General features: G+C 65.2%; 14 protein-coding genes. 9 read left to right on the top strand and 5 right to left on the bottom strand.

Features of this window, described 5'->3' with window-relative positions:
* Positions 1-111: 111 nt before the first annotated feature.
* From H163_RS23740 to H163_RS0115170, 6 genes are all read left to right on the top strand, one after another.
* Positions 112-4,089, top strand: a complete 3,978-nt coding sequence (locus H163_RS23740) for a beta strand repeat-containing protein (RefSeq protein WP_019965455.1) — start codon at positions 112-114, stop codon at positions 4,087-4,089.
* 200 nt (positions 4,090-4,289) lie between these two features.
* Positions 4,290-7,628 (top strand): autotransporter outer membrane beta-barrel domain-containing protein, encoded by a 3,339-nt coding sequence (locus tag H163_RS0115190; protein ID WP_019965454.1) that lies wholly within the window; start codon positions 4,290-4,292, stop codon positions 7,626-7,628.
* A gap of 258 nt (positions 7,629-7,886) precedes the next feature.
* Positions 7,887-10,193 (top strand): TonB-dependent hemoglobin/transferrin/lactoferrin family receptor, encoded by a 2,307-nt coding sequence (locus tag H163_RS22965; RefSeq protein WP_019965453.1) that lies wholly within the window; start codon positions 7,887-7,889, stop codon positions 10,191-10,193.
* A 4-nt stretch (positions 10,194-10,197) separates the two neighbouring features.
* The gene (locus H163_RS0115180; RefSeq protein WP_019965452.1) at positions 10,198-11,946 is read left to right on the top strand and encodes an ABC transporter ATP-binding protein/permease; all 1,749 of its coding nucleotides are present in this window, start codon (positions 10,198-10,200) and stop codon (positions 11,944-11,946) included.
* Entirely contained in the window at positions 11,943-12,638 is a 696-nt protein-coding gene (locus tag H163_RS0115175; RefSeq protein WP_019965451.1) for a hypothetical protein, read from the top strand. Before H163_RS0115180 ends, H163_RS0115175 begins: the two co-directional genes overlap by 4 nt.
* On the top strand, positions 12,635-13,483 hold the full coding sequence (locus H163_RS0115170) for a ChaN family lipoprotein (RefSeq protein WP_019965450.1): 849 nt from the start codon (positions 12,635-12,637) through the stop codon (positions 13,481-13,483). The genes H163_RS0115175 and H163_RS0115170 overlap by 4 nt, the downstream gene beginning before the upstream one ends.
* 3 nt (positions 13,484-13,486) lie before the next feature.
* Here H163_RS0115170 and H163_RS0115165 read toward each other — a convergent pair whose 3' ends face one another.
* Positions 13,487-14,443, bottom strand: coding sequence for a helix-turn-helix transcriptional regulator (locus H163_RS0115165; protein ID WP_051105408.1), 957 nt, complete (start codon positions 14,441-14,443; stop codon positions 13,487-13,489).
* 202 nt (positions 14,444-14,645) lie between these two features.
* Here H163_RS0115165 and H163_RS0115160 point away from each other — a divergent pair, with 202 nt between their 5' ends.
* From H163_RS0115160 to H163_RS0115150, 3 genes are read left to right on the top strand one after another with little or no spacing between them, the layout of a single operon-like run.
* A complete protein-coding gene (locus tag H163_RS0115160) occupies positions 14,646-16,688 on the top strand; it encodes a TonB-dependent receptor (protein ID WP_115336656.1) in 2,043 nt (680 codons plus the stop codon).
* Positions 16,689-16,692: 4 nt separating this feature from the next.
* Positions 16,693-17,910 carry an MFS transporter gene (locus tag H163_RS0115155; RefSeq protein ID WP_019965447.1) on the top strand — a complete coding sequence of 406 codons (1,218 nt, stop codon included), beginning with the start codon at positions 16,693-16,695 and terminating at the stop codon, positions 17,908-17,910.
* Complete coding sequence (locus tag H163_RS0115150) at positions 17,907-19,079, top strand: FAD-dependent monooxygenase (RefSeq protein ID WP_019965446.1); 1,173 nt, start codon at positions 17,907-17,909, stop codon at positions 19,077-19,079. Before H163_RS0115155 ends, H163_RS0115150 begins: the two co-directional genes overlap by 4 nt.
* 14 nt (positions 19,080-19,093) lie before the next feature.
* Here the strand turns inward: H163_RS0115150 and H163_RS0115145 are convergent, their stop codons facing one another.
* From H163_RS0115145 to H163_RS0115130, 4 genes are all read right to left on the bottom strand, one after another.
* Positions 19,094-19,345 carry a cytochrome C oxidase subunit IV family protein gene (locus tag H163_RS0115145; protein WP_019965445.1) on the bottom strand — a complete coding sequence of 84 codons (252 nt, stop codon included), beginning with the start codon at positions 19,343-19,345 and terminating at the stop codon, positions 19,094-19,096.
* A gap of 4 nt (positions 19,346-19,349) precedes the next feature.
* Positions 19,350-19,925 carry a cytochrome c oxidase subunit 3 gene (locus H163_RS0115140; protein ID WP_081626037.1) on the bottom strand — a complete coding sequence of 192 codons (576 nt, stop codon included), beginning with the start codon at positions 19,923-19,925 and terminating at the stop codon, positions 19,350-19,352.
* A 382-nt stretch (positions 19,926-20,307) separates the two neighbouring features.
* A complete protein-coding gene (ccoG, locus tag H163_RS0115135) occupies positions 20,308-21,777 on the bottom strand; it encodes a cytochrome c oxidase accessory protein CcoG (protein ID WP_019965443.1) in 1,470 nt (489 codons plus the stop codon).
* A complete protein-coding gene (locus H163_RS0115130) occupies positions 21,774-22,019 on the bottom strand; it encodes a DUF2249 domain-containing protein (RefSeq protein ID WP_019965442.1) in 246 nt (81 codons plus the stop codon). The genes ccoG and H163_RS0115130 overlap by 4 nt, the downstream gene beginning before the upstream one ends.
* Positions 22,020-22,076: the final 57 nt, after the last annotated feature.

Here is a 22,076-nt window from a genome sequence, read left to right as displayed (position 1 = left end):
TTGCCTTTATTCCAATTTGATATTGTTTGGAAGTCTGTCTGTCCGGCTGATGCTGTAGCTCTCGTGGGGAGAGGCTGCCAGCTCCGCTGAATTGTATCCCCGGGGGAATAAATGCGCGAACGCCGCCATGTGAACGAAACTGTGCGTGCTCTTTCAGGTGCGGCGCGCCCGCGCCAAGCGGCCTTCCGGAGCGGTCTGCTGCTCACCACGGCGGTGGTGCTGGCCATGGCTGCCCAGGCCCCGGCCTTTGCCGGCGGTGGAGCCGGTGGTGCTGGCGGGAGCTCCCAGTTTAATCCTGGAGGACAGGGCGGCGCGGGCGGCGCGGCGGGAGCTGCCGGTCAGGCGGGAACTACGGGTAATGCAGACGCTGGTAATGGTGGAGCCGGCGGCGATGGCGGCGCGACAGGCAGCTCCGTGTCTGATACAGGCGTTGGTCTTAACGTAACCACCGGTACCACCGGTCAAGCTGGTGCTGCTGGTGGTGCAGGTGCACCTGCGGGGTTTACGAACGGCGCCGGCGGCGGTGGCGGCGGTGGTGGCGAGGGCGGCACGGGGCTGGTACTCGGCGCTCCAGGTTCCTACACCATTGGGAATGAGAGCGTCATTACAGCTGGTGCGGGTGGTGCGGGCGGTGCCGGTGGCAATACTTCCGGCTCCGGCTTCGCTGGCAGCGGCGGCGGTGGCGGCGATGGCGGCACGGGTGTCTTTATCAGCCAGACCGGGACGTTGCTGACCGTCGACAACGAATCGAGAGTTCTGGGCGGCAACGGCGGTGCAGGCGGCGCGGGCGGCACGTCTGCCTCTAGCGGTGCTGCTGGTGCCGCTGGCGCCGGCGGCTCCGGCATCGTGGCCTCGATGGCGACGATCAACAATTCCGGCGAAATCGTTGGCGGCAACGGCTTGACCGGTGGTTCCGGCGTCAAGGGCTCCAACCTCACCGTCACCAACGACGGGATCATCCGTGGGGGTTTGGCCGCCGATAACGTGACGAGGGGGCTGGCCCTTGAATTCACCGGCGGCAGCAATACGCTCACCCTTGTCTCGGGCGCGGTGCTTGAGGGCGGTGTTTCCGTAACGGGTGACCTGACCATCGATCAGACGGACGATTTTGTTCTGAGCAACAGGATCTCCGGCACCGGCAATGCGGTGAAGGCCGGAACTGGCACGCTGACGTTCAGCGGCGAGAACTTTTATACGGGCACCACGACCGTCAGTGCCGGAACGCTGGTGATTTCCGGCGGCATTGCCCTTTATGACAATGGTCAGGTGATCGTGAATGGCGGGGCGACACTTCAGGTCAACAGCGCCGAGAATATCGGGTCGCTCGCGGGAAGCGGCAGCGTTGTCCTCAATGGCTCCCTGGCGGCTAACAACGACGATTCCACGACATTCTCCGGCAACCTGTCCGGAGCCGGGACGCTGCTCAAGCGTGGTACTGGTACGCTTACATTATCCGGTACCAACACCAACAATGGCGGCATCGCGGTCGAAGCCGGCCATGTCATCCTCTCCGGTGGCAATACGGTGGCCGACACTGCTGGGCTGACGCTGAACGGCGGCACGGTTGAATTGCAGAGCAGCGAAACGGTTGGCTCCCTGTCGGGGTCGAGCAACCTCAGCCTCAATGCCAACACCCTGACGGTCGCTGGCGCTGACACTACGTCTTATTCCGGCGTCATTTCGGGCAGCGGCGCGCTGGTCAAGAGCGGCACGGGCACTCTGACCCTGTCCGGCAGCAATGCCTACACCGGCACGACGACTATCTCCGGCGGCACCCTGTCCATCGCCTCGGACAGCAACCTTGGCGGCGGCGCGCTGACGCTGAACGGCGGCACACTGGCGGTGACCGGCACGACGACGATTGACAATGCCGTAACCCTCGGGGCCAGCTCCGGCACCATCAACATCGCCACCGGCAATGCGGTAACACTGAGCGGCGTGATCTCCGGCAGCGGTAATCTGACCAAGACCGGCGCTGGCACGCTTGTCCTGTCCGGCACGAACAGCTACTCCGGATTCACAACGCTCACCGCAGGCACCTTGTCCATTGGGTCGGGCAGCAACCTTGGCAGCTCAGAGCTGAGGCTTGAGGGCGGCATGCTGGCTGTGACCGCCGGTATGTCCCAAACGCTTGGCAACAATATTGTCCTTACAGGCGCAAGCAGCGCCATTGATACCGGCAGCAGCAATGTCACCCTGAGCGGCGTCATTTCCGGCAGCGGTGATTTGACGAAGACCGGTACGGGCTACCTTAGACTGATTGGCAGCAATACCTTTACAGGAACCCTGTCCATTGCGAATGGAGCGGTGTTCGTTTCTTCCGGTGACCAGCTGGGAAATGGCACGCTGGCGCTCTCCGGTGGAAGTCTGACTCTTCTCGGCGATGTGACAAGCAGCGGCGATCTCGTGGTTTCTGCCGACGGCAGCACAATTGACACTGGCTTCAGCACGGCGGTGTTCAGTGGCGGCATCTTCGGTTCTGGCAGCTGGACCAAGGCAGGTATCGGCACGCTGAGGCTGACGGGGACCAACAATTCCAGCGGGACTGTCGCTATCAGCAACGGCACCCTGTCCATCGCCTCGGGTGACAACCTTGGCACCGGCGCGCTGGTGCTGAATGGCGGCGCGCTGGCGGTGACCGGGAGCACGACGATTGACAATGCCGTCACCCTTGGGGCCAGCTCCGGCATCGTCGATGCCGGTAGCGGCAATGCCGTGACGTTGAGCGGCATCATTTCCGGCACCGGCAATCTGTCCAAGACCGGCAGCGGCACGCTTCTTCTCTCGGGCACCAGCACCTACACCGGCACGACGACCGTTTCGGCCGGCACGCTGCAGGTTGAGGGCTCGCTCGGCAACACGGCCGTCAGCGTCGAATCCGGCGCCACGCTTGGCGGCAGCGGCACCCTTGGCGGTACGGTGACAGTGCTTGATGGCGGCAGCCTCAACCCCGGCAGCAGCCCCGGCACGCTGACGGTTTCCAGCCTTGTGCTTCAGAATTCCAGCCTGCTGACCTATGAGCTGGACACGCCGGGCGTCGTGGGAAGCGGCGTCAACGATCTGGTGTCCGTCACCCATGGCCTGACGCTCGACGGCATTCTCAACATCATCAGGGGCAGCAACTTCGGCACCGGCACCTACCGGCTGTTCGACTACGGCACGCTGACGGCGGACAACGGGCTGGTGTTCGGCGATGTGCCGGCCGGCTACGAGCTTTCCGTTTCCACCGGCACGGCGGGGCAGGTGAACCTTGTTGTCGATTACACCGGCCTGCAGTTCTGGAACGGCAGCCAGACCACGGCCAATGGCAGCGTCAATGGCGGCGGCGGCTTCTGGGACAGCAGCTCCACCAACTGGACCAGCCAGGCGGGCAATGTCGCCACGAGCTGGGCCGGCCTGACGGCGGTCTTCGCCGGACCTTCCGGCGGCCTTGTTGCGGTGACCGGTGACCAGACCGTGGCTGGCCTGCAGTTCGCCACGGGTGGCTACACGCTGAGCGGCACGGACAAACTTGTGACCGGCTCCGGCGGCATGGAGCTGCGCATCGACACGGGCTTGACGGCCACCATTGCAACCAGCGTCACCGGTTCCGGCGCTGTCAGCAAGACGGGCGCGGGCACCATCGTCCTGTCCGGCAGCAACAGCTACACCGGCGGCACGCTCCTGAATGCAGGCACATTATCTGTCACTGGCGATCACAATCTTGGCGATACGAGCGGCAGCATCACCTTCAATGGCGGCACGCTGGCGGCGGCGGCGGGTTTCTCTTCTGCCCGCAACATGGTCTTCAACAGCGCGGGCCGGTTTGATGTGGCAGGCGGGGCCAATCTGCTCCTGGACGGCACGCTCTCGGGCACCGGCGGCTTTGTGTGTTCTGAGCCTTCCGCAAAGCCAATCTCCAGAACCGCCCGGATGCCAGCCATCCGGGCGTTTTTTCATGCCTGCCGTTTGGGCCGCTGCCGCATATTTTCCAGCCGGGACGTACCGTCAGGGCTTCTGTTCAGGAAAAATCCGGGACCTCAATTTGCTATGATGAACATGGCGAGCAGAGTGTTATTTCAATCAATTAATAAAATATTAAATCATTGAACATGAGTAAACATTCAAAATACATGATGACTTAACACCTTATTAAGGTTGTTTATCTTGCGTTAATTTTCGTAAGTATTGACAAGTTTCCAGTATATATTTATCAAGGCAAGAAGTGAGTTGTGTCCTTTTTAAGCTTGCCGTCCGGGTTCGGCCAGAAGCCGTGGCTGGCCTGATGATTGATCCTGCTGGAGGCATGAATGCGCGAAATCCGCAAAGCGACCGAACGTGGGCCGGCTCTGTCAGGTGCGGCGCGCCCGCGCCATGCGGCCTTGCGCAACGGCCTCCTTCTGACGAGCGCGCTGGCTCTCAGCCTTGCCTCGAACGCAGCGCTGGCCGGTGGTGGCGCGGGTGGTGTGGGCCAGCAAATCAATCAGCTTACCTTTGGCGGACAGGGCGGCACGGGCGGCGCCTCTGGGGGCAATGCCGGTCAGCCGGGAGCTGAGGGGCGAGCCATTGTCATGGAATTCTTTCCGGGCCGTGGCGGGCACGGCGGTACCGGTGGCACACATGGCTTCACGGCCAACGCGTCTGGTGGCAGTGCCGATGTGCACAGCAGCACCGGTGGCGCGGGTGGCCAGGGACAGGCAGGCGAGAGTCTGCCGTTCACGCCGGACTTCGGGCCGATGATTGCCGGCGGCGGCGGCGGTGGCGGCGAGGGTGGCGCTGGTGTCGCCACTGGCTCCCCGGGCACCTACACAATAGTGAGCGGGGCAACCATTGTGGGCGGCACAGGCGGCCCCGGCGGGGCCGGAGGTGCTATCGTGTTCCCTCAGGGCACTGCCCCCGCCAGCGGCAACGGCGGCGATGGCGGCGCCGGTATTCTTGCTGGCCAGAACCTCACTGTGCTGACGGTCAGCTCCGGCGCGCAGGTTCAGGGCGGTGCCGGTGGAACTGGTGCTGCTCAAGGGTCGGGCGGTGCCGGCATTCAGGCCACCATGTCCACGGTCAACAACTCAGGCACGATCACTGGCGGCAACGGGCTGACCGGCGGGTCCGGCATCAAGGGATCGGGCCTCACCGTCGTCAACACCAATGTCATCCGGGGCGGTCTGGCGGCCGACAATGTGACGAGAGCACTGGCCCTCGAATTCACCGGCGGCAGCAACACCCTCACCCTTGGTTCAGGCGCTGTGCTGGACGGCGGCATTTCCGTCACCGGCACGCTGACCATGGAACAGACGGCCAGTTACACCCTCGGCAATGTGATTTCCGGCAGCGGCAGCCTCATCAAGTCCGGCGGCGGCACGCTGACCCTGACAGGTGCCAACACCTACAGCGGCGGCACGCAGATGAACGCGGGCACGCTCGCGGTCTCCTCTGACGGCAACCTGGGCGCCGCAAGCGGGAGCCTGACCTTCGGCGGCGGCACGCTGTCCACAACCGCCAGCTTCTCGACTGCCCGCGCCATGGTCTTCACCGGCGCTGGCCAGTTTGATGTCGCGGCCTCTTCTGGCCTGACATTGACCGGCGCGATGAGCGGCTCCGGCGGGCTGGTGAAGTCGGGCGGCGGCGCGCTGGTTCTCACCGGCACCGGCAGCTATTCCGGCGGCACCACCATTTCCGCAGGCACGCTGCAGGTGGGCAATGGCGGCACCTCCGGTTCGCTTGGCACGGGAAATGTCATCAACAACGCCGCGCTTGTGTTCAACCGCTCCGATGCAATGGTCTTCGCCGGTAACATCAGCGGCACGGGCACGGTGCAGCAGACCGGCGGCGGCACGCTGTTCCTGACCGGGGATATCTCGCATTCCGGCGGGACGGAGATTGCCTCTGGCCGCAGCCTGAGCATTGGCAATGGCGGCAAGTCGGGCAGCATCTCAGGTAGCATCAGCAACAAGGGAACGCTGCTCTTCAACCGCTCGGATGCCTATACGGTGGGCGCGAACATCATGGGCCCCGGCACGGTGGGCGTGACCGGCGGCGGCACGGCGTCCTTTGCCAGCTCATACGGCGGCCAGATCGGGGTCTTTGATGCAACGGTGCGGCTGAATGGCGCGAGCCTCAGCAACGCGTCGGTGTCGCTCTACGCCCTGGGCACCCTTGCCGGCAATGGTTCGGTAGGCTCGGTCAATGCCGGGTATGGCAGCACCGTCTCGCCCGGCAATTCCCTCGGCACGATCACGGTGAACGGCAATGTGACGTTTGAAACGGGCTCGGTCTTTGCGGTGGAGACGGCGGCCGCCGGGGGCTCGGACCTTCTGACCGCGACGGGGCAGGTGACCATTGCCAGCGGCACGCAGCTGCAGGTGAATGCCGAACAGGGCAGCTATGCCCCCTCGACCATCTACACCGTCCTGAGCGCGCAGAACATTTCCGGCCGGTTCGACCACGTTCTCTTGACCAACTTCGCCTTCCTCGACGCAGCCTTCAGCTATTCGGCAACGGATCTGAAGCTGATGCTGCTGCGCAACAACGTCAGCTTTGCCGATCTGGCAGCCACCGTCAACCACAAGGCGGCGGCGCACAGCACCTCAAACCTGCCGGACTCCTCGGATGTGAAGAAGGCCGTGACCGGCCTGACACCCCAGGGTGCGCGCAATGCCTTCGCCCAGCTTTCCGGCGAAGCACAGGGCGCCGTTCTGAGCCAGATCATGTCTGGCAGCACGCAGGTGGGGCAGACGGCGGTCAAGCGCCTGACGAACGAGTCCTTCAATCAGCGCTTCCAGGGCGGCGACTTCAGCTTCACCGGCGCCCGTGTCTGGGGTGAGGCGCTCGGCAGCTTCGGCAAGGAGCGCTCCTCCGGTTCTGTACCCGGCTTCAGCCGCAACACCGGCGGGCTGATGGCGGGCATCGAGGCAAAGCCCACGGACAACGCCATGGCGGGTGTGTTTGCCGGCTATACCGGCAGCCATCTGGATGGCAAGGAGCTCGCCTCCACGGCCACTGTCTCGGGCTATCATGCGGGCGTTTACGGCAGCTATGATTTCGACGCCACGGACTGGGGCGCTGTGTCTCTGCGCGGCGGTGCAAGCTACAGCTGGCAGGATATCTCGACCCGGCGTAACGTCAGCTTCGGCAGCATTTCCCAGCGGCTGGAGGCCGATTATGACACCGGCCAGGTGCAGGGCTTCGGCGAGCTGGCCTATGGCCAGATGTTCAGCGGCGTGATGCAGGGGGCTTTCGTGGAAGGCTTCACCGGTCTTGCGCTGGTGCATCAGGACGGGGCGAGCTTTACGGAAACCGGCGGCAGCGCGGCGCTGTCCGGGCGGAGCAAGGCGATGGACACCGCCTTCTCCACCGTGGGCGTGCGCGGCGCGGTGCAGACCGGGCTGCAGGGCATTCCCGTCCGGCTGACGGGTGAACTCGCCTGGCGCCATGCCTTCGGGGATATCACGCCCCTCATGAGCATGGCCTTCGCCGGTGGCAGCCCCTTTGCCATTCAGGGCCGGGCGCTGGACCGCGATGTGTTCCTGATCGGCACCGGCGTTTCGATGACGATGACGGAGAAGGTGGACGTCACGCTCGCCTATCAGGGCGAGCTGGCTGCCAAGGCCAGCGACCACAGCGTCAAGGGCAACCTGCGCATGAAGTTCTGATCTTCAGAAAACCCGATATCCCGAGCCGCCCGGATGCCAGCCATCCGGGCGGTTTTTCCTTGCGCAGGTGGAAAGCCCCCTCGGCGGGTGTCATCATCGCGCCATAATTAATACTTGACTCTTAATATCAGGTTTTATATCCCGGCATGTACATGACCGGCTGAACCTGTGCCGGTCATCCCAGCCAGCCCAAAGCAAGCAGTCAAACTGTAGACCGGCTCCATCCGCACAGCGGGGAGCTGCCGGGGAGCTATTTTCATGTCGAGATACGAAGGGCGCAAAGCCCTCTGGCTGGCGGGCTGCGCCGGCCTCGCCCTCCTGTGCGCGCAGCAAGGCCAGGCCCTTGCGCAAACTGCCGCCCAAACCGCCGCCCAACCGGACGCTGCGGCCACTGATGTGCAGGCAAAGGCTGATGCGCAGGGGCTGATCACCCAGCTCAGCCGCGTCACCCTTTTCGCAGACCGGCAGGAAACGGCGGTTCTGGATGTTCCCGCGCATGTGTCCGTCGTCACGGGCGCGGATATCGAGCGGCTGGGCATTTCCGACATGCAGCAGCTGACGCGCTATCTGCCCGGCGTCACCGTGGCCCGGCAGACCAGCGCCACCGATCCGTTCAACACCTTCAGCGGCTTCACCGTGCGCGGCGTTGGCGGCAACCGGGTGCAGATGCTGGTGGATGGCTCACGCGTCGCCGAGCGCATCACCGATGGCACCCGCGACTATCTGGACCTCAACTTCGTGCGGCAGGTCGAGGTGGTGCGCGGCCCGGCCTCCGTGCTGTGGGGCGCGGATGCCCTTGGCGGCATCGTCGCGGTGGAAACACTGGACCCGGAAGACGTGCTCAAGGGCCGCAAGATGGGCGGGCAGGGCAGGCTTGCCTATGACAGCCTCAACGGCTCGGGCACCGCATCAGGCGTGTTTGCGCAGCGCTGGTCGGACACATTTGCCGTTCTGGCGGCGGTGTCCCGCCAGTCGGCGCATGAGGCGCGGCTCTCCAACGCCCGCGCCGATGGCGGCCTCTATGGCTGCCCGCGCAATCTGGCTGCCGGACAGCTGCCCTGCAACAAGCTCGACAGGATGGGTACGGACAGCTACCGGGGCCTGCTGAAGTTCGTCTGGACGCCCACTACCGAGCACCGGCTGGAGCTTTCCGCCGACATGATGCGCCGGGACACGGATGTGGACTACACCCGCACCCTCGGCCGCCAGACCAATGGCAGCACGCTCACCTCCTATGACCGCAAGCTGGAGCTGACGCGCCACCGCTTCGGCGCCGAGCATCAGTGGACGCCGGAAAACGGCCTGCTGGACTCGCTGAAGACCTCCTTCGCCTATGCCCCGCACAAATATGACCGCAGCGGCCTTCAGCGCGGCGTGACATCTGCCCGGCAGGCCTACACGACCGAGGACCTGCTTGGCTATTCGGAAGACTTTTACGAACTCGACCTGCAGGCCACCAAGGGCTTTGCCACCGGCGCGCTGTCGCATGAGCTGACCTTCGGCTTCGACGGAGATTATTCCACGCAGGACTATGTCCGCCGCGACCGCACCACCAACCTCGCCACCGGCGCGGTGACCGAGGCGCGGGCCGGGGGCTTCAACTTCGCCAATGCGCAGACGCGCCGGGCGGATGTGTATGCGCAGGACAAGATCGGCCTGTTCGACGGCAAACTGGAGCTGACGCCCGGCCTGCGCTTTGCCACCTACCGCATCGAGCCCAAGCCCGATGCCGACTACAAGCTGGTGGCCGGCTCCCCGCCGTTCGTGCGCCAGGACAACGAGCTGCTGAAAAGCCTCGGTGCACTCTACCGGGTCGATCAGACCTGGTCCGTCTGGGGCAAATATGGCGAGGGCTTCAAGATGCCGACCGCCCAGCAGCTTTACACCTCCGTGCCCGGAACGGCCTTCGATCTCATCCCCGCGATGGATCTGAAGCCCGAACATGTGCGCTCGCTGGAGGCCGGTGCAAGGGCCGAGATCGACAACGGCTATGTCGCCGTCACCGCGTTCCATGCCCGCTACACCGACTTCATCCAGAGCTTCTACAACCCGCCGGGCACCAACAGCTACACCTACCGCAACCTCTCCAAGGTGCAGGTCTGGGGCATCGAGGTGGAAGGCGCCTACAGCCTGACGCGGGATCTGACGGCCACCGCCAGCCTGTCCTGGCAGAAGGGCGTCCAGAATGTCTCGGCGGATGCGGACACCACGGCGCACACGCTGCCGCCGCTGACGGCGGTGCTGGGCCTCAGCTACGCCATCCCCGACTACAACCTGACGCTGGATGCGGTGACGACCCTGGCAAGCCCCGTCTACAAGGTGGGCGAGGTCAACGGCTTCAAGCCGGATGGCTATGCGCTGCTGGATCTCTTCGCCAGCTGGAAGGTCAGCGGGATGGCCTCCTTCGATGTGGGGGTGAAGAACGTCTTCGACACCCGCTATTTCGAGGCCTCCGCTGCGGGCATGACCCTGCGCCCCTCCACCTCCGTTGCCAGCCAGAACCCGCTGGAACTGCAGACCGGCGCCGGGCGCACCTTCTCCGCCGCCTTCAACGTGAAGTTCTGAGCCCATGCGCACAGTTCTTGCCCGTATCTTCCGCCTGACGCGGCTTGCCGCGTCGGGCCCCGGCGCGCCGGTGGCGCTTGTCCTTTATGCTGTGGTTCTCGGCCTGCAATTTGCCGCCGTCTGGGTGTCGGTGCAGCTGATCAACTGGTTCAAGGTCTTCTATGACGCGCTGGAACAGCGGGATGCAGCGGAGGCGCTGCTTCAGGTCGGCCATTTTGCCCTGCTGACAGCCGCCTCCGCCGCCTGCTTCATCACCGGCGACTGGCTGCGCAAGCGGCTGCAGATGCGCCTGCGCGAGCGGCTGACGGCTTGCGTGCTGGAGGCCTGGCTCGCCAACAAGGCCTACTGGCATCTGCGCCCCGGTTTTTCGGCGCAGCCGGTGGACAATCCGGATCAGCGCATTGCCGAAGACTGCCGCAAGTTCATCGAGCGGCTGCTCATCGAAACGCTGGACGTGATCTCCAATGTGGTGGCGCTCGTCTCCTATGTGGCGGTGCTCTGGTCGCTCTCGGCTGTTCCGCTCAGCTTCACCCTCTTCGGTGTTGATGTGGAGATCGCGCGTTACATGGTCTGGGCCGCCTTCCTCTATGTGGCGGTGTCGAGCCTGATGACCCACCTGCTGGGCCGTCCGGTGAAGGGGCTGGTGTTCCAGCAGGAGCGGCGCGAGGCGGATTTCCGCCATGCGCTGGTGCAGCTGCGCGAAGGCACCGATGAAATCGCCCAGTCCTCCGGCGAAGAAGCCGAACGCCGCCGCCTTGAGCGCAGGTTCGGTGAAATCCGCCGCAACTGGCACCGGCTCATCCGCGCCGAAGTCATCCTCGGCCTGTTCGTTCAGCCCTACAGGCAGACCGTCTTCCGTATTCCTACCTTTCTGGCTCTTCCAGCCTATTTTGCAGGAAACCTGACCCTCGGCGGGCTGATGCAGCTGGCGCAGAGCTTCGTCAACACCTCGACTTCCCTCAGCTGGTTCATCTTTTCCTACCGGGATCTGGCGGAATTCGTCGCCGTGTCGGAGCGTCTGGATGGCCTGCTGGCGCTGGCGCGCCATCCGCAGACGCCGGAGGGCGTGCCGCAGGCGGTCACACGCGGGCCTGCCCCCGGCGGCGGCCTGGCGCTGCGCGGTGTGGCGCTCTCCACCCCGCAGGGCATGCGGCTGGCGCCGGTTCCCGATGTGGCGCTGCGCCCCGGCCAGTGCCTCTGGGTGGCCGGGCCATCGGGGGTGGGCAAAAGCACGCTGCTGGCGGCGCTTTCCGGCCTCTGGCCCTTTGGCGAGGGCCGCATTTCCATGCCCGATGGGCCGCGCCTTGTGCTGCCGCAGGCCCCGCGCGTCTTCCCCGAGGGCCTTGCCCATGCCGCCAGCTATCCGCTGGAGCCGGAGGAGGTGGGCCGCGAGGCCATCGAGGCGGCACTGAGAGAGGTGGGTCTCGGCCACAAGCTTGCCGCGCTGGATCTGCCGGGGGCGGAAGGCTTTGCGGGCCTGTCCATGGGCGAGCGCCAGCGCCTTGCCCTGGCGCGGGTCTTCATCCACCGGCCTGCCGTGCTCATTCTGGATGAGGCGACCAGCGCGCTCGACGCGCGCAGCGAGGTGGATCTGCTGGCCCGGCTGCGGGCGGCGCTGCCCGGTGCCACGATCATCTGTGCTGCCCACCGTCCGCCCGAAGCGCTGGGGGATTACGTGACCCTGCATCTGACTGCCCCGGACGCTGATACCCGCCCGGAGCCTGAACTATCCGCCACAGGAGCCCTTGCATGAGTGAAGAGATCAAACGCCACCGCCTTGATGCGGCACCCGCCGCCGTTCTGGCACTGCTGCCGGAGATGGACCGGCTGATGGTGATCGTGCGGTCTGGCGGCAGCCTGCACGAGCGGATCGGGCCGGTGGAGCGGGTGGTGCGCGAAAGGGATCTGCTGCGCATCGAAGGCGCCTGCCATGACAGCGAGATCCGCCTTCCGCTGGTCAAGGCGGTGGATTTCGACACGTCTTCCGTGATGAAGGACAAGGTCTATCCGCGCCTTGATTTTCTGGGCTCTGACGGCGATGTGCTGTTCTCGGTGACCGGCATGGAAGGCGAAGCGCCCTTTGCCGCCGCGCTTGCCGCCTTCCCGCGCCTGCCGTCCTTGCGCCCGGAACATCCCGGCACACCGGCGGGGCCGGAAGCGGCAGAAGAAGGCGATGCAGGCGGTGTCTTTCTGGAGGGGCTGACGGGCAAGGGTGAGGCGGCGATCCGCTTCGAGACCCCGGCCATCAGCCAGAAATGGACCGGCCCGGTGGAGACCATCCGCCCGATGAGCGGCTATTTCAACATCATCACCAGCCACTTCCACCTGCATCTGCAGGCTGGCAGCGTCAGCGGCTGGAGAGAGGCGGACGGCTGGCAGCATGCGCTTGGCGCAGGCGGCGAAGCAGGTGCGCTCGCCATCCGCCACCCGGCAGCCGCCGCATGAGCGGGCACTCCTCCCCCGTCCGTCCCGGCATCTGGCTGGCGCCAGCGGATGGGCCAGAAGGCGGGCCTGAGGGCGCGGTGCACGTCAGCCATCAGGAGGTGCTGCGCCGTGCGGCCTCAGCGCCCGCCGTCCTTCTGGGCGAGCAGCACGACAAGGCCGCCCAGCACCGCTGGCAATTGCATGTGGCCGCCGGGCTTCTGGCGCTGCGGCCTGATATTGTGATGGGCTTCGAGATGTTTCCCGCAAGGCTCGATCCGGTTCTGGCCCGCTGGGTGGCCGGGGAGCTGAGCGAGGCGGAGTTTCTGGAAAAGGCGGAATGGGGCACAGTCTGGGGCTTTCCGGCTGAGCTGTACCTGCCGCTGTTCCGCTTCTGCCGCCAGTTCGCCATTCCCATGCACGGGCTCAACTGCCGCCGCGCGCTGGTCAGCGAGGTGGGCAAGGAGGGCTGGGAGGCCATCGCGGAAGAGAACCGCGACGGGCTCACCCCCGCCGTGCCCGCCACCCCGGCCTACCGGCAGTATCTGTTTTCGATCACCGGCGGCGGCGCGCCCAACCGCAAGGCGGCGGGCCCCGATGATCCGGCCTTCGACCGCTTCGTCCGCGCCCAGCAGGTGTGGGACAGATCCTTCGCCTGCCGCATCGCCGCCCTCCGCAACCAGCCGGAACCGCCGCTGGTGATCGGCATCATCGGGCGCGGCCATCTGGAGTTCGGCCACGGCACCCCCGCCCAGCTGGCGGACCTTGGCATCACCGGCACGCAAGTCCTGCTGCCCCATCTTGATGCCGCCCCGCCCGCTGCGGGCATCGCGGATGCGCTCTTCTGCCTTGATCCGAAGGAGATGTGAGGCTCACCGCCCCGTATAGCGGCTGGGCAGGACGCCCTTTTCCTCGCGGAACACCTTGCTGAAATGGCTGAGGCTTTCAAAGCCGGTGGCAAAGGCGGCGTCGGTGACGCTGGCCCCCGAGGCCAGCAGTGCCGCTGCTGCGTCCAGCCGGATGCGGCGCAGGAACGCATGCACAGATGTGCCGATGGCAATGCGGAAGGCTTCCTTCAGCCGGCGTTCGTTGAGCCCGGCCTCGCGCGCCAGCCGGGGGATGGTCCAGTCTTCGCTGTACTGTGTTTCAATCAGCGAGATGGCCCTCTCCAGCCGCCGCTTTTCGTCAGTGTTCAGGGGCCTGACGGGCCGGTCTCCGGCCTGCTGCCGGGCCAGTGCGCCCAGGCCGATGCTCAGCGCCTCGATGGCCTTGCTGTAGAGATGCACCTGCCGGAGCTGTCCTTCCGGGTAGCGGCAGTTGATCAGGGCGGCGGCGGCCGCCTGAAGCTCCGGCGGGGCCTTGAAACCGATCAGGAAGACGTCTTCATCCGGCAGGCTGTGATCGGTGATGACCGCGCCGCCCAGACGGGCAAGGGAAATGCCGCCCAGCTTTTCCAGCAAGGGTTTTTCCACGCGGATGTCGGCGATCTGCAGCCGCCGTCCGCCCAGCACATGGTTCTCGCCGCGCGTGACCCGGTCGCAGGCAAAGAAGACGGCCGTCCCCGGCTCGATGGCAAGCGGCCTTGCCCCGTCCACGGACAGGGTGCCTGCGCCATCCAGAAATACCGAGAGGGAAAAGGTGGCAGGCCCTTCAGGGTGGAAGACGAGATCCCGCGGCGGCACCACGTCGATCATGTAGACCGTCACGTCATCTCCGGCCTGTTCCACCCGCGTGGCTTCCCGCCAGCCGAGAAGGTCAATCTCGGTATCTACAGTCTTCCTCCAGTCTCCTGCGTCCGTTGCCGGGGCGCTGCCGTCCTGTCGCGTCATGGCTGCTGTGCCGTCCATCCTGCCCCTGAGCAGTTTCAAGGCGCGATGCGTCTGCATCCCGCCGCCTTGGCAAAAGTCCCGATTCCGTCAAAGCCGGTCCGGAAAACGTTAGCCCGGCGCCTTAAAAGTGGAATAGGTAGCTCATGTTTTAGTTGGACGGGTCGAGGGGATCAAGATGCCGCGTTGCCAAAAATTGGCTCTCATGGGGACTGTGTGTTTGCAGGCACTGGCGCTTTCGCTGGATGGAAGTCTGGCACAGGAGGCTGCAACAGCCACTGAGCTGGCCACTGAGCTGGAACGGATCACGATTACCGCATCAAAGCGGGAGCAGGAACTCGGCAAGGCCGACATGTCCGTCACGGCGGTCAGCGGTGAAGAGCTTGCGGCCCAAGGCATTGCCACGGTTGAAGACCTGCAAAAGGTGTTCCCGGGCGTTTCCACCGGCATGCGCGGCAACCGGGTCTATTCCAACGTCACCGTGCGCGGCATGTCCTCGCCGGATTACTTCAACCCGACTGTTCAGGTCTATATCGACGGCGTGCCGCAGCTGCCGTCGGTCTTCGCCCAGCCTTTGGGGGATGTGGAGCGGGTGGAGCTTCTGCGCGGCCCGCAGGGCACGCTCTATGGCGCCAATGCCTATGGCGGCGTCATCAACATCATCACCCGCAGGCCGGACAAGAACCGCTACTACATTCAGGGCAACATTTCCCCCAACGAGCCCGGCACGCAGGCCGGCGGCACGATTGCGGTCATCCCCGGTTCGCTGTTCCTCGATTTCGCGGCCAATTACAGCTACTTTTCCGGTGACATCGATAACGCCACCACCGGCAAGGACAATGTGAACATTGCCGGTGAAGGCGGTGGCAGCGCCACCTTGCGCTATGCGCCCGAAGGCGGCGATTTCGACGGGCTGATTTCCTTTGCCAAGCAGAAGCTGCGCTCCCATGAGGAACTGTATGCCTTCCCCGGCGGCGTCAATTCCCGTACCTATGAAAGTGCGCTGTACGGACCGGTGCCGCTGCTGACCCGGGATGTCACCACCCTGTCGGCGCAGGGCAACTACCGTCTGGGGGACGTCACCCTCAGCAGCGTCTCCAGCTATCAGAAGAGCGATGTGGCCCGGGCCTTCAGCGCAGGCCCCGGCACGCGCTACTCCTGGCCGCAGGAGGAGGAAATGTTCTCGCAGGAACTCCGGCTGGCTTACGAAGGCGAGCGGTTCAGCGGCGTTGGCGGGCTCTGGTACAGCCACAATGATTTCATGGGCTGGAAGGATGCGATTTCACCCTGGTACGGCGCTTCCACGAACAACGTGGTCAGCGACAGCTTTGCGGCCTTCGGTGAGCTGACCTGGCATGCCACAAGCCGCCTCGACATCACCGGCGGCCTGCGCGCCACCCATGACCGCTCCGAAATCGACGCCTTCCGCGCCGACAGCTACAGCACCGGCATGGGCTTTGATTTCACCCGCAAGGCCAGTTTCTCCAGTGTGCAGCCGAAGCTGGCGCTTGGCTACCAGTTCACCCCCGATATTCGCGGCTTTGCCGTTGTCTCGCGCGGCTACAAGCCGGGCGGCTTCAACCACAGCATTTCCTCCACCATCGATGCGGCATCCTACAATCCGGAATCGGCCTGGAACTTTGAAGCCGGCGTCCGCTCCGAACTGCTGGATGGCCGGGCCAGCCTGGCCGCGTCCGTCTATCATATCCGCTCGTCCGACAAGCAGATCTATGTCGGGCAGATCGGCCAGCAGTTTATCCGCAACGTGGGCGAGGCGGAAAGCACCGGCATTGAACTGGAAGGCACATGGCGCGCCACAAACCGCCTGACGCTGACCGGCAATGCGGCTTTCGGAAAGTCCCAGTTCACAGACTTCACCGACCCCTACACCGGCACATCCTACGACGGCAACCGCATTCCCTATGCGCCCGATTTCTCCGGTCATCTCAACGTGGCCTTCCTGTTGAGCGGCAGCATCTTCGGTGGTGCGCTGACGGCAAACGGGGCCGTACATGGTTTCTCGCAGAGCTATTTCGACGAGGCCAATGTTGCGGGGCAGGGGGCTTTTGCCACGTTTGATGCCAGCCTTGCCCTTGCCCGGGAGGACGGGTTCAGCGGCAGGCTCTATGTGCAGAACATTGCCGACACCAGCTTCAGAACCTCCGGCTACATCGGCTCCGGCGGCACCGAACTGGCGACGCTCGGCAAGGGCAGAACCTTCGGCCTGACCTTCCGCAAGGAATTCTGATCCCATGCAGGCCGCATCCTCTCTCTCCCTGCCGCGCGTGCTCGTGGCGGCAGGGGGCATCTATACGGCCCAGAGCACGATTGGCGGCCTGACCTTTCTGGGTCTTCCGGCAGCCCTCAGGGCTTCCGGCATGGCGATGGAGCACATCGGCCTCCTGTCGCTGATCATGCTCATCTGGGCCTTCAAGTTCCTCTGGGCCGTGCCGGTCGAACGCTGGCGCATCCGCGCCGACGGGGGCCGCAGGACTGGCGTTACGGTGCTGGCCGGTCAGCTGGTTGCGGCAGCGGCGGTGGCCGGGCTTGGCCTGTTCGCAGGCTATGGCTTGCCGGTGATGCTGGTGCTGCTGGCCATCATGGCCTTTGCCTCTGCCACCATCGACACCGCCTGCGACGGCTTTCTCATCGAACGGGTGCCCGAAGGCCGGAGGGGGCTGGGCAACATGGTGCAGGTGGGCGGGGGCTATTTCGGCATGGTGCTGGGCGGCAGCCTCTTCGTCTGGATCTACGCCAGATATGGCTGGACCGCTGCCGCAGGCGTGATGGCGGGGCTGGTGCTGCTCATGTCGGTGCCGCTGGTGCTGCTGCGCGAGCCGTTCATTCCTGCAAGGCAGCGGGTGAAGGGCGGCCTGCTGGCTGCCCTGCGGCGGCGGGACATGCAGGCGGGCCTTGCCATGATCGTGGCTTTCGAGGCAGGCGGCCGCTTCGTGCAGGTGCTGGCCGGGCCGTATCTGGTGGATGCGGGACTGCCGCTTGAGCTTGTGGGCACCCTGACCGGCGCCGGCAGCGTTGCCGCCGGGCTGGCCGGCACCACGGGCGGCGGGCTTGCGGTGCAGATGCTTGGCGCGCCCCGTGCGATGCAGCTTGTGGCGCTGGGGCAGATCCTTGTCATCGGGCTTCTGGCCTTCGCTGCGGCCATGAGCCCGGTCAGCCTCACGCTGCTCTCCGCTCTTTTCGTCCTGCAGATGGCGGTGATGGCGGCAGGCTTTGTGGTCAGTTACTCGCGTCTTATGGCCCTAGCCTCGCCGGATCAGCCGGGGGCGGATTTCTCGCTCGTCCAGTCGGCCAGTGCGCTCACCGGTGCCGTAGCCGGTTTTTCCGGAGGCATGCTTGCCGGGCAATTCGGTTTTCCGGTGGTTTTCGCCCTGGCTGCGGCCCTGGCGCTGCCGGTTCCTTTCATTCTCGCCCGTCTTGAAGGGGTAATCAGCGGAAAGTCCTCCTCATGACCAGACCCTTGGCGATCATTTCCGGGGCCGGTGTGGCCGGTCTTGCGGCGGCCTGGTGGCTGGACCGGGCGGGCTGGCGCACGCTGATCATCGAGCGGGCGGAGCACCTGCGCGGCAATGGCTATATGCTCGGCCTGTCCGGGCTGGGCTATGAAACCGCCTGCCGGATGGGCATCCATGATGCCCTTGCGGCAGAAGCCTACGAGATCAACGAGAATGTCTATCTCGACAGCCGCGGCCGCGAGATCCTGCGCCTGCGCTACCGGGATTTCCTCAAGGACCTGTCTTATCTGGCAGTGCGCCGCACCACCCTCGTCAAGGCGCTTCAGGATGTGCTGCCGGCCAGCGCCACCTTGCGCTTCTCGCGGCAGATTGCGGGCTTTGCCGATCACGGGGCCTCGGTCACGGTGACGCTGGATACTGGTGAGGAGCTGGCCTGCGACCTGCTGATCGGTGCGGATGGTGCCCGCTCCGCCCTGCGCCGCCAGCTTTTCGGTCCCGATGGGATATGTTTGCAGCCGCTCGGCTATTACTTCGCCGTCTATGATCTTGAGGCGCCGAAGGAGTTCGACACCGATTTCGTCTCCTATGCCGAGCCGGGCCATCTGGCGGAATACTATTCCCTCAACGATGGGCGCCTTGCGGCCATGCATGTCTGGCGCGATGCGGCACCGGGGCTGGAGCAGCAGACGGACAAGGCTGGCCTGCTTGCCACAGTCTGCGCGCAAAGCCATCCGAAGGTCCGTCATCTGACGGATCAGCTGCGCGTCTCCGGCGCGCGCCCGGTCATCGACAGCCTGACCATGATCGATCTGCCGCGCTGGTCCAACGGGCGCGTGCTGCTGCTGGGCGATGCAGCCCATTGCCTCACGCTTGTCTCGGGGCAGGGGGCCGGCATGGCGCTGGCTTCGGCGGAGATGCTGGCGGAAGCGCTGATGGGCTCAGCTTCGGTGGAGGCGGCGCTGGCCCGCCACGAGGCCCGCCTGCGGCCCGTGATCACCCGCCTGCAGGCCCGCAGCCGCAAGATGGCGGCGGTCTTCATTCCGCAGAGCCGGTTTGCTTTCCACCTGCGCAACGTCATCATGCGCAACATGCCCAGATCCTGGCTCGGGCGTTACTTCACCAGCGCGCTGCGCAGCGAAATCGAGCTGGCAAGGGTGAGCGGCTGAGGCCCCGGCAGCCCTCACAGCCCGCGACCGGCCAGAACATGCAGGGCGAGGAGGAGGCAGAGGAGGAGGGCGAAGCCGCCGCCCAGCCCCACCTGCCAGCCGCGCCCGGCGTGGCGCAGCTCGGCGAAGACCAGCAGCACGGTCATGACCTTGACGAAGGTGAGCGCGAAGAGCAGCGGTGCGAGGCTGGCGGGCAGGGCGCTTGCGGGGAGTGACAGGGCGGTCAGCACCAGAAGTGCGGCCGCGCTGATATGCAGGGCTTTCATCGCATCACCTCAGGATATAGACCGTGGGGAAGATCAGCAGCCACACGATGTCGGTGAAATGCCAGTAGCGGACAAAATCCGGCAGGTTCTGAGCCTGTGAGCGTGCGAAGGACACCAGCAGCAGCACCAGCCCGAGGATGACATGCAGGGCGTGGAAGCCGGTCAGCAGGTAATAGATCTGCGCGAAACTCTCCTCATAGCTGAAGGCTTCAAGGCTCTGCGCATATTCGCCCGCCTTGAACACCAGAAACAGGCTGCCGAACCCTATTGCCCCTGCGAGAGCAGGCCGGATGCTGCGGCCAAGGCGCTGGCGCTCCACCGCAATGGCCGCCAGCCAGCCGCTGAGGATGAGCGCAAAGGTCTCCATCAGCGCCGCAGTGCCCGAAAGCTGCGCCTGCCCGGCGAGAAAGGCCTCCCGGTTCAGCAGCTTGGCCACACCAAAGCCGCCCAGCAGCAGGGCAAACACCGCAACATCGCCGAGGATGAAGATCCACATCAGCACATTGCCGGGCAGGCCTTCGAGATCTTCCTGCTCCGGCTGGGCTGTTGTTGACGGGTGGGGCATCGGATGGGCTTTCATGTTCCCGCTCACGGCGGCAGTTGGTGTTTACCCGGCACGGCGTTTCAGCTCCTCTCCCCCTTGAGGGGCAGTGTTTACATTGGACGCACGGAGGAAGAATGAACCTTCGTTTTGCCGCAGCGCCCCTCTCCCCCCTTGAGGGGGAGATGTCTGCGTTAGCAGACAGAGGGGGGTGGCAGCGCTTCAACACGGCCGAAACTCTCTTACAAGCGGACAGGCAATTACCCCCCTCTGCCCCCTGCCGGGGGCATCTCCCCCTCAAGGGGGAGAGGAACTGGTGCCTGACTGGAAGTCCGTTGTGAACAATGCCCCACTAGGGAGAGGGGGGCGGAGAGGCCATGCCACAGTCCGAATGCCTCACTGCCTCCAATGCAAACCCAGCTCATGGCAGGAAGAACCGGCTCTGGGTTGCGGCTTCCCCGCCGTTGGCCGGGTTTTGCAGGGTGAAGCGGATGTCTCCGGCGAGTTTACGGCTGCCTGTCAGCGTCACCCGCAGCTTGCGGCTGCCATCGGCGGCAAGATCCACCGCAAGGCTGCCGTCCTCATCCGGCTCAAGTCCGGGGGAGGCGAGGGTGAGCGGGGCGGCGCCCGTGGCCGACAGGCGGATCAGCGACGCCTCGCCCGCGGTGTTGGTGATCCGCACCTCATAGGCATTGCGGATCTGGCCATCGCCGAGCTGCACGGCGGCGGGGGTGCGCTCGTGGATGACGGCAAGGGCCAGCGTCGCACGGCCCGACAGGTGGATGGCCATACCGGCGGCCAGTGCCAGCGCGGCCAGCGCAATGGCCAGCACCTTGGGCCGCAGCAGGCGCACGGGCTGGCGTGGCTTGCCCTGCATCTCCCGCTCGATATTGGTCCAGCTCTCGTAGTCGATCAGCCCGCGCAGCCGGTCGAGCCGGAACATGGTGCTGTCGCAGGCATCCACGCACAGGCCGCAATTGATGCAGGCAATGCTCGGCCCCTGGCGGATGTCGATGCCCATGGGGCAGACGGCAACGCAGGCATTGCAGTCAACGCAATCGCCCGCCGGAAGGCCCATCTCCCGTGCGATCACGGCCTTCTTGGCCGACATGCGCGGTTCGCCCCGCTGCGGGCGGTAGTTCACGGTCAGCGCCTGCGCATCCCAGATCGCCCCTTGCAGGCGCGGCCAGGGGCACATGAAGGTGCAGACCTTTTCCCGCGCAAGGCCCGCCAGCGCATAGGTGGTGAAGGTGAGCGTCAGCACCATGCTGTAGGCCAGCAGCGGTGCTTCGCCCGAAGCAAGACTGCGCAGCAGGGTCGGGGCATCGGCGAAATAGAGCACGAAGGCGCCGCCCGTGGCCGCCGCAATGCCCAGCCAGACCACATGCTTGGCCGTCTTGCGCCAAAGCTTCGAAAGGGTGAGCGGCTGCTTCAGCGCCTGCATCTGCTGGCGGCGGTCACCCTCGAACCTGCGCTCCACCAGCAGGAAGAGATCCGTCCAGATGGTCTGCGGGCAGAAGAAACCGCACCAGACGCGCCCGGCCAGCGCATTCATCAGCACCAGAACGAGAGTTGCCAGCACCAGAAGGCCGGTGAGGTAATAAAGCTCCTGCGCCCGGATCTCGATGAAGAAGACGTAGAAGCGCACATTGGCGAGATCAAACAGAACCGCCTGATCCGGCTGGCCGGCCCCGCGGCCCCAGCGCAGGAAGGGCAGCACGTAATAGACCGCAAGGCACAAGACCAGCAGCCGCCATTTCAGCGTGCGGAACTTGCCCTTCACCGCCTGCGGAATGACGCGGTCGCCGTTTGCGGCGGGCAGGCCCAGCGGCCGGGATGGCCTTGCAGCTATTGGTTTTCCCGTTATGGGGGGAATGATCTGATAGGTCATGGCCTGCCGATCCGCACCCGCCAGATCTGCGGGCCGCTTTCCAGAGTGTCCCAGGTGAAGCCCGCAACGGACCGCTGGGCGAATTGCGCCTTGAGGGGCGAGGGGTCGCGGTCGTTGACAAGCTCGAAAGAGCTTCCGGGCAAGAGGGCATCAAACGTCTCGCACACAAGCGCACGGCGGATGACGCAGGGCAGGCCGCAGACATCGATGGCGGGGATGGTCTCGAACTGCGGAACGGTCATGCGGGCCTCCGGGCATTGTCTTGCAGGATCAGCCGGATCCTGACAGGGCGGGGGCGC

Source organism: Pannonibacter phragmitetus DSM 14782, from assembly GCF_000382365.1.
Lineage (GTDB): Bacteria > Pseudomonadota > Alphaproteobacteria > Rhizobiales > Stappiaceae > Pannonibacter > Pannonibacter phragmitetus.
The sequence above is the reverse complement of the archived record's forward strand: the minus strand, read 5'-3'. Positions and strand labels throughout refer to the sequence as shown.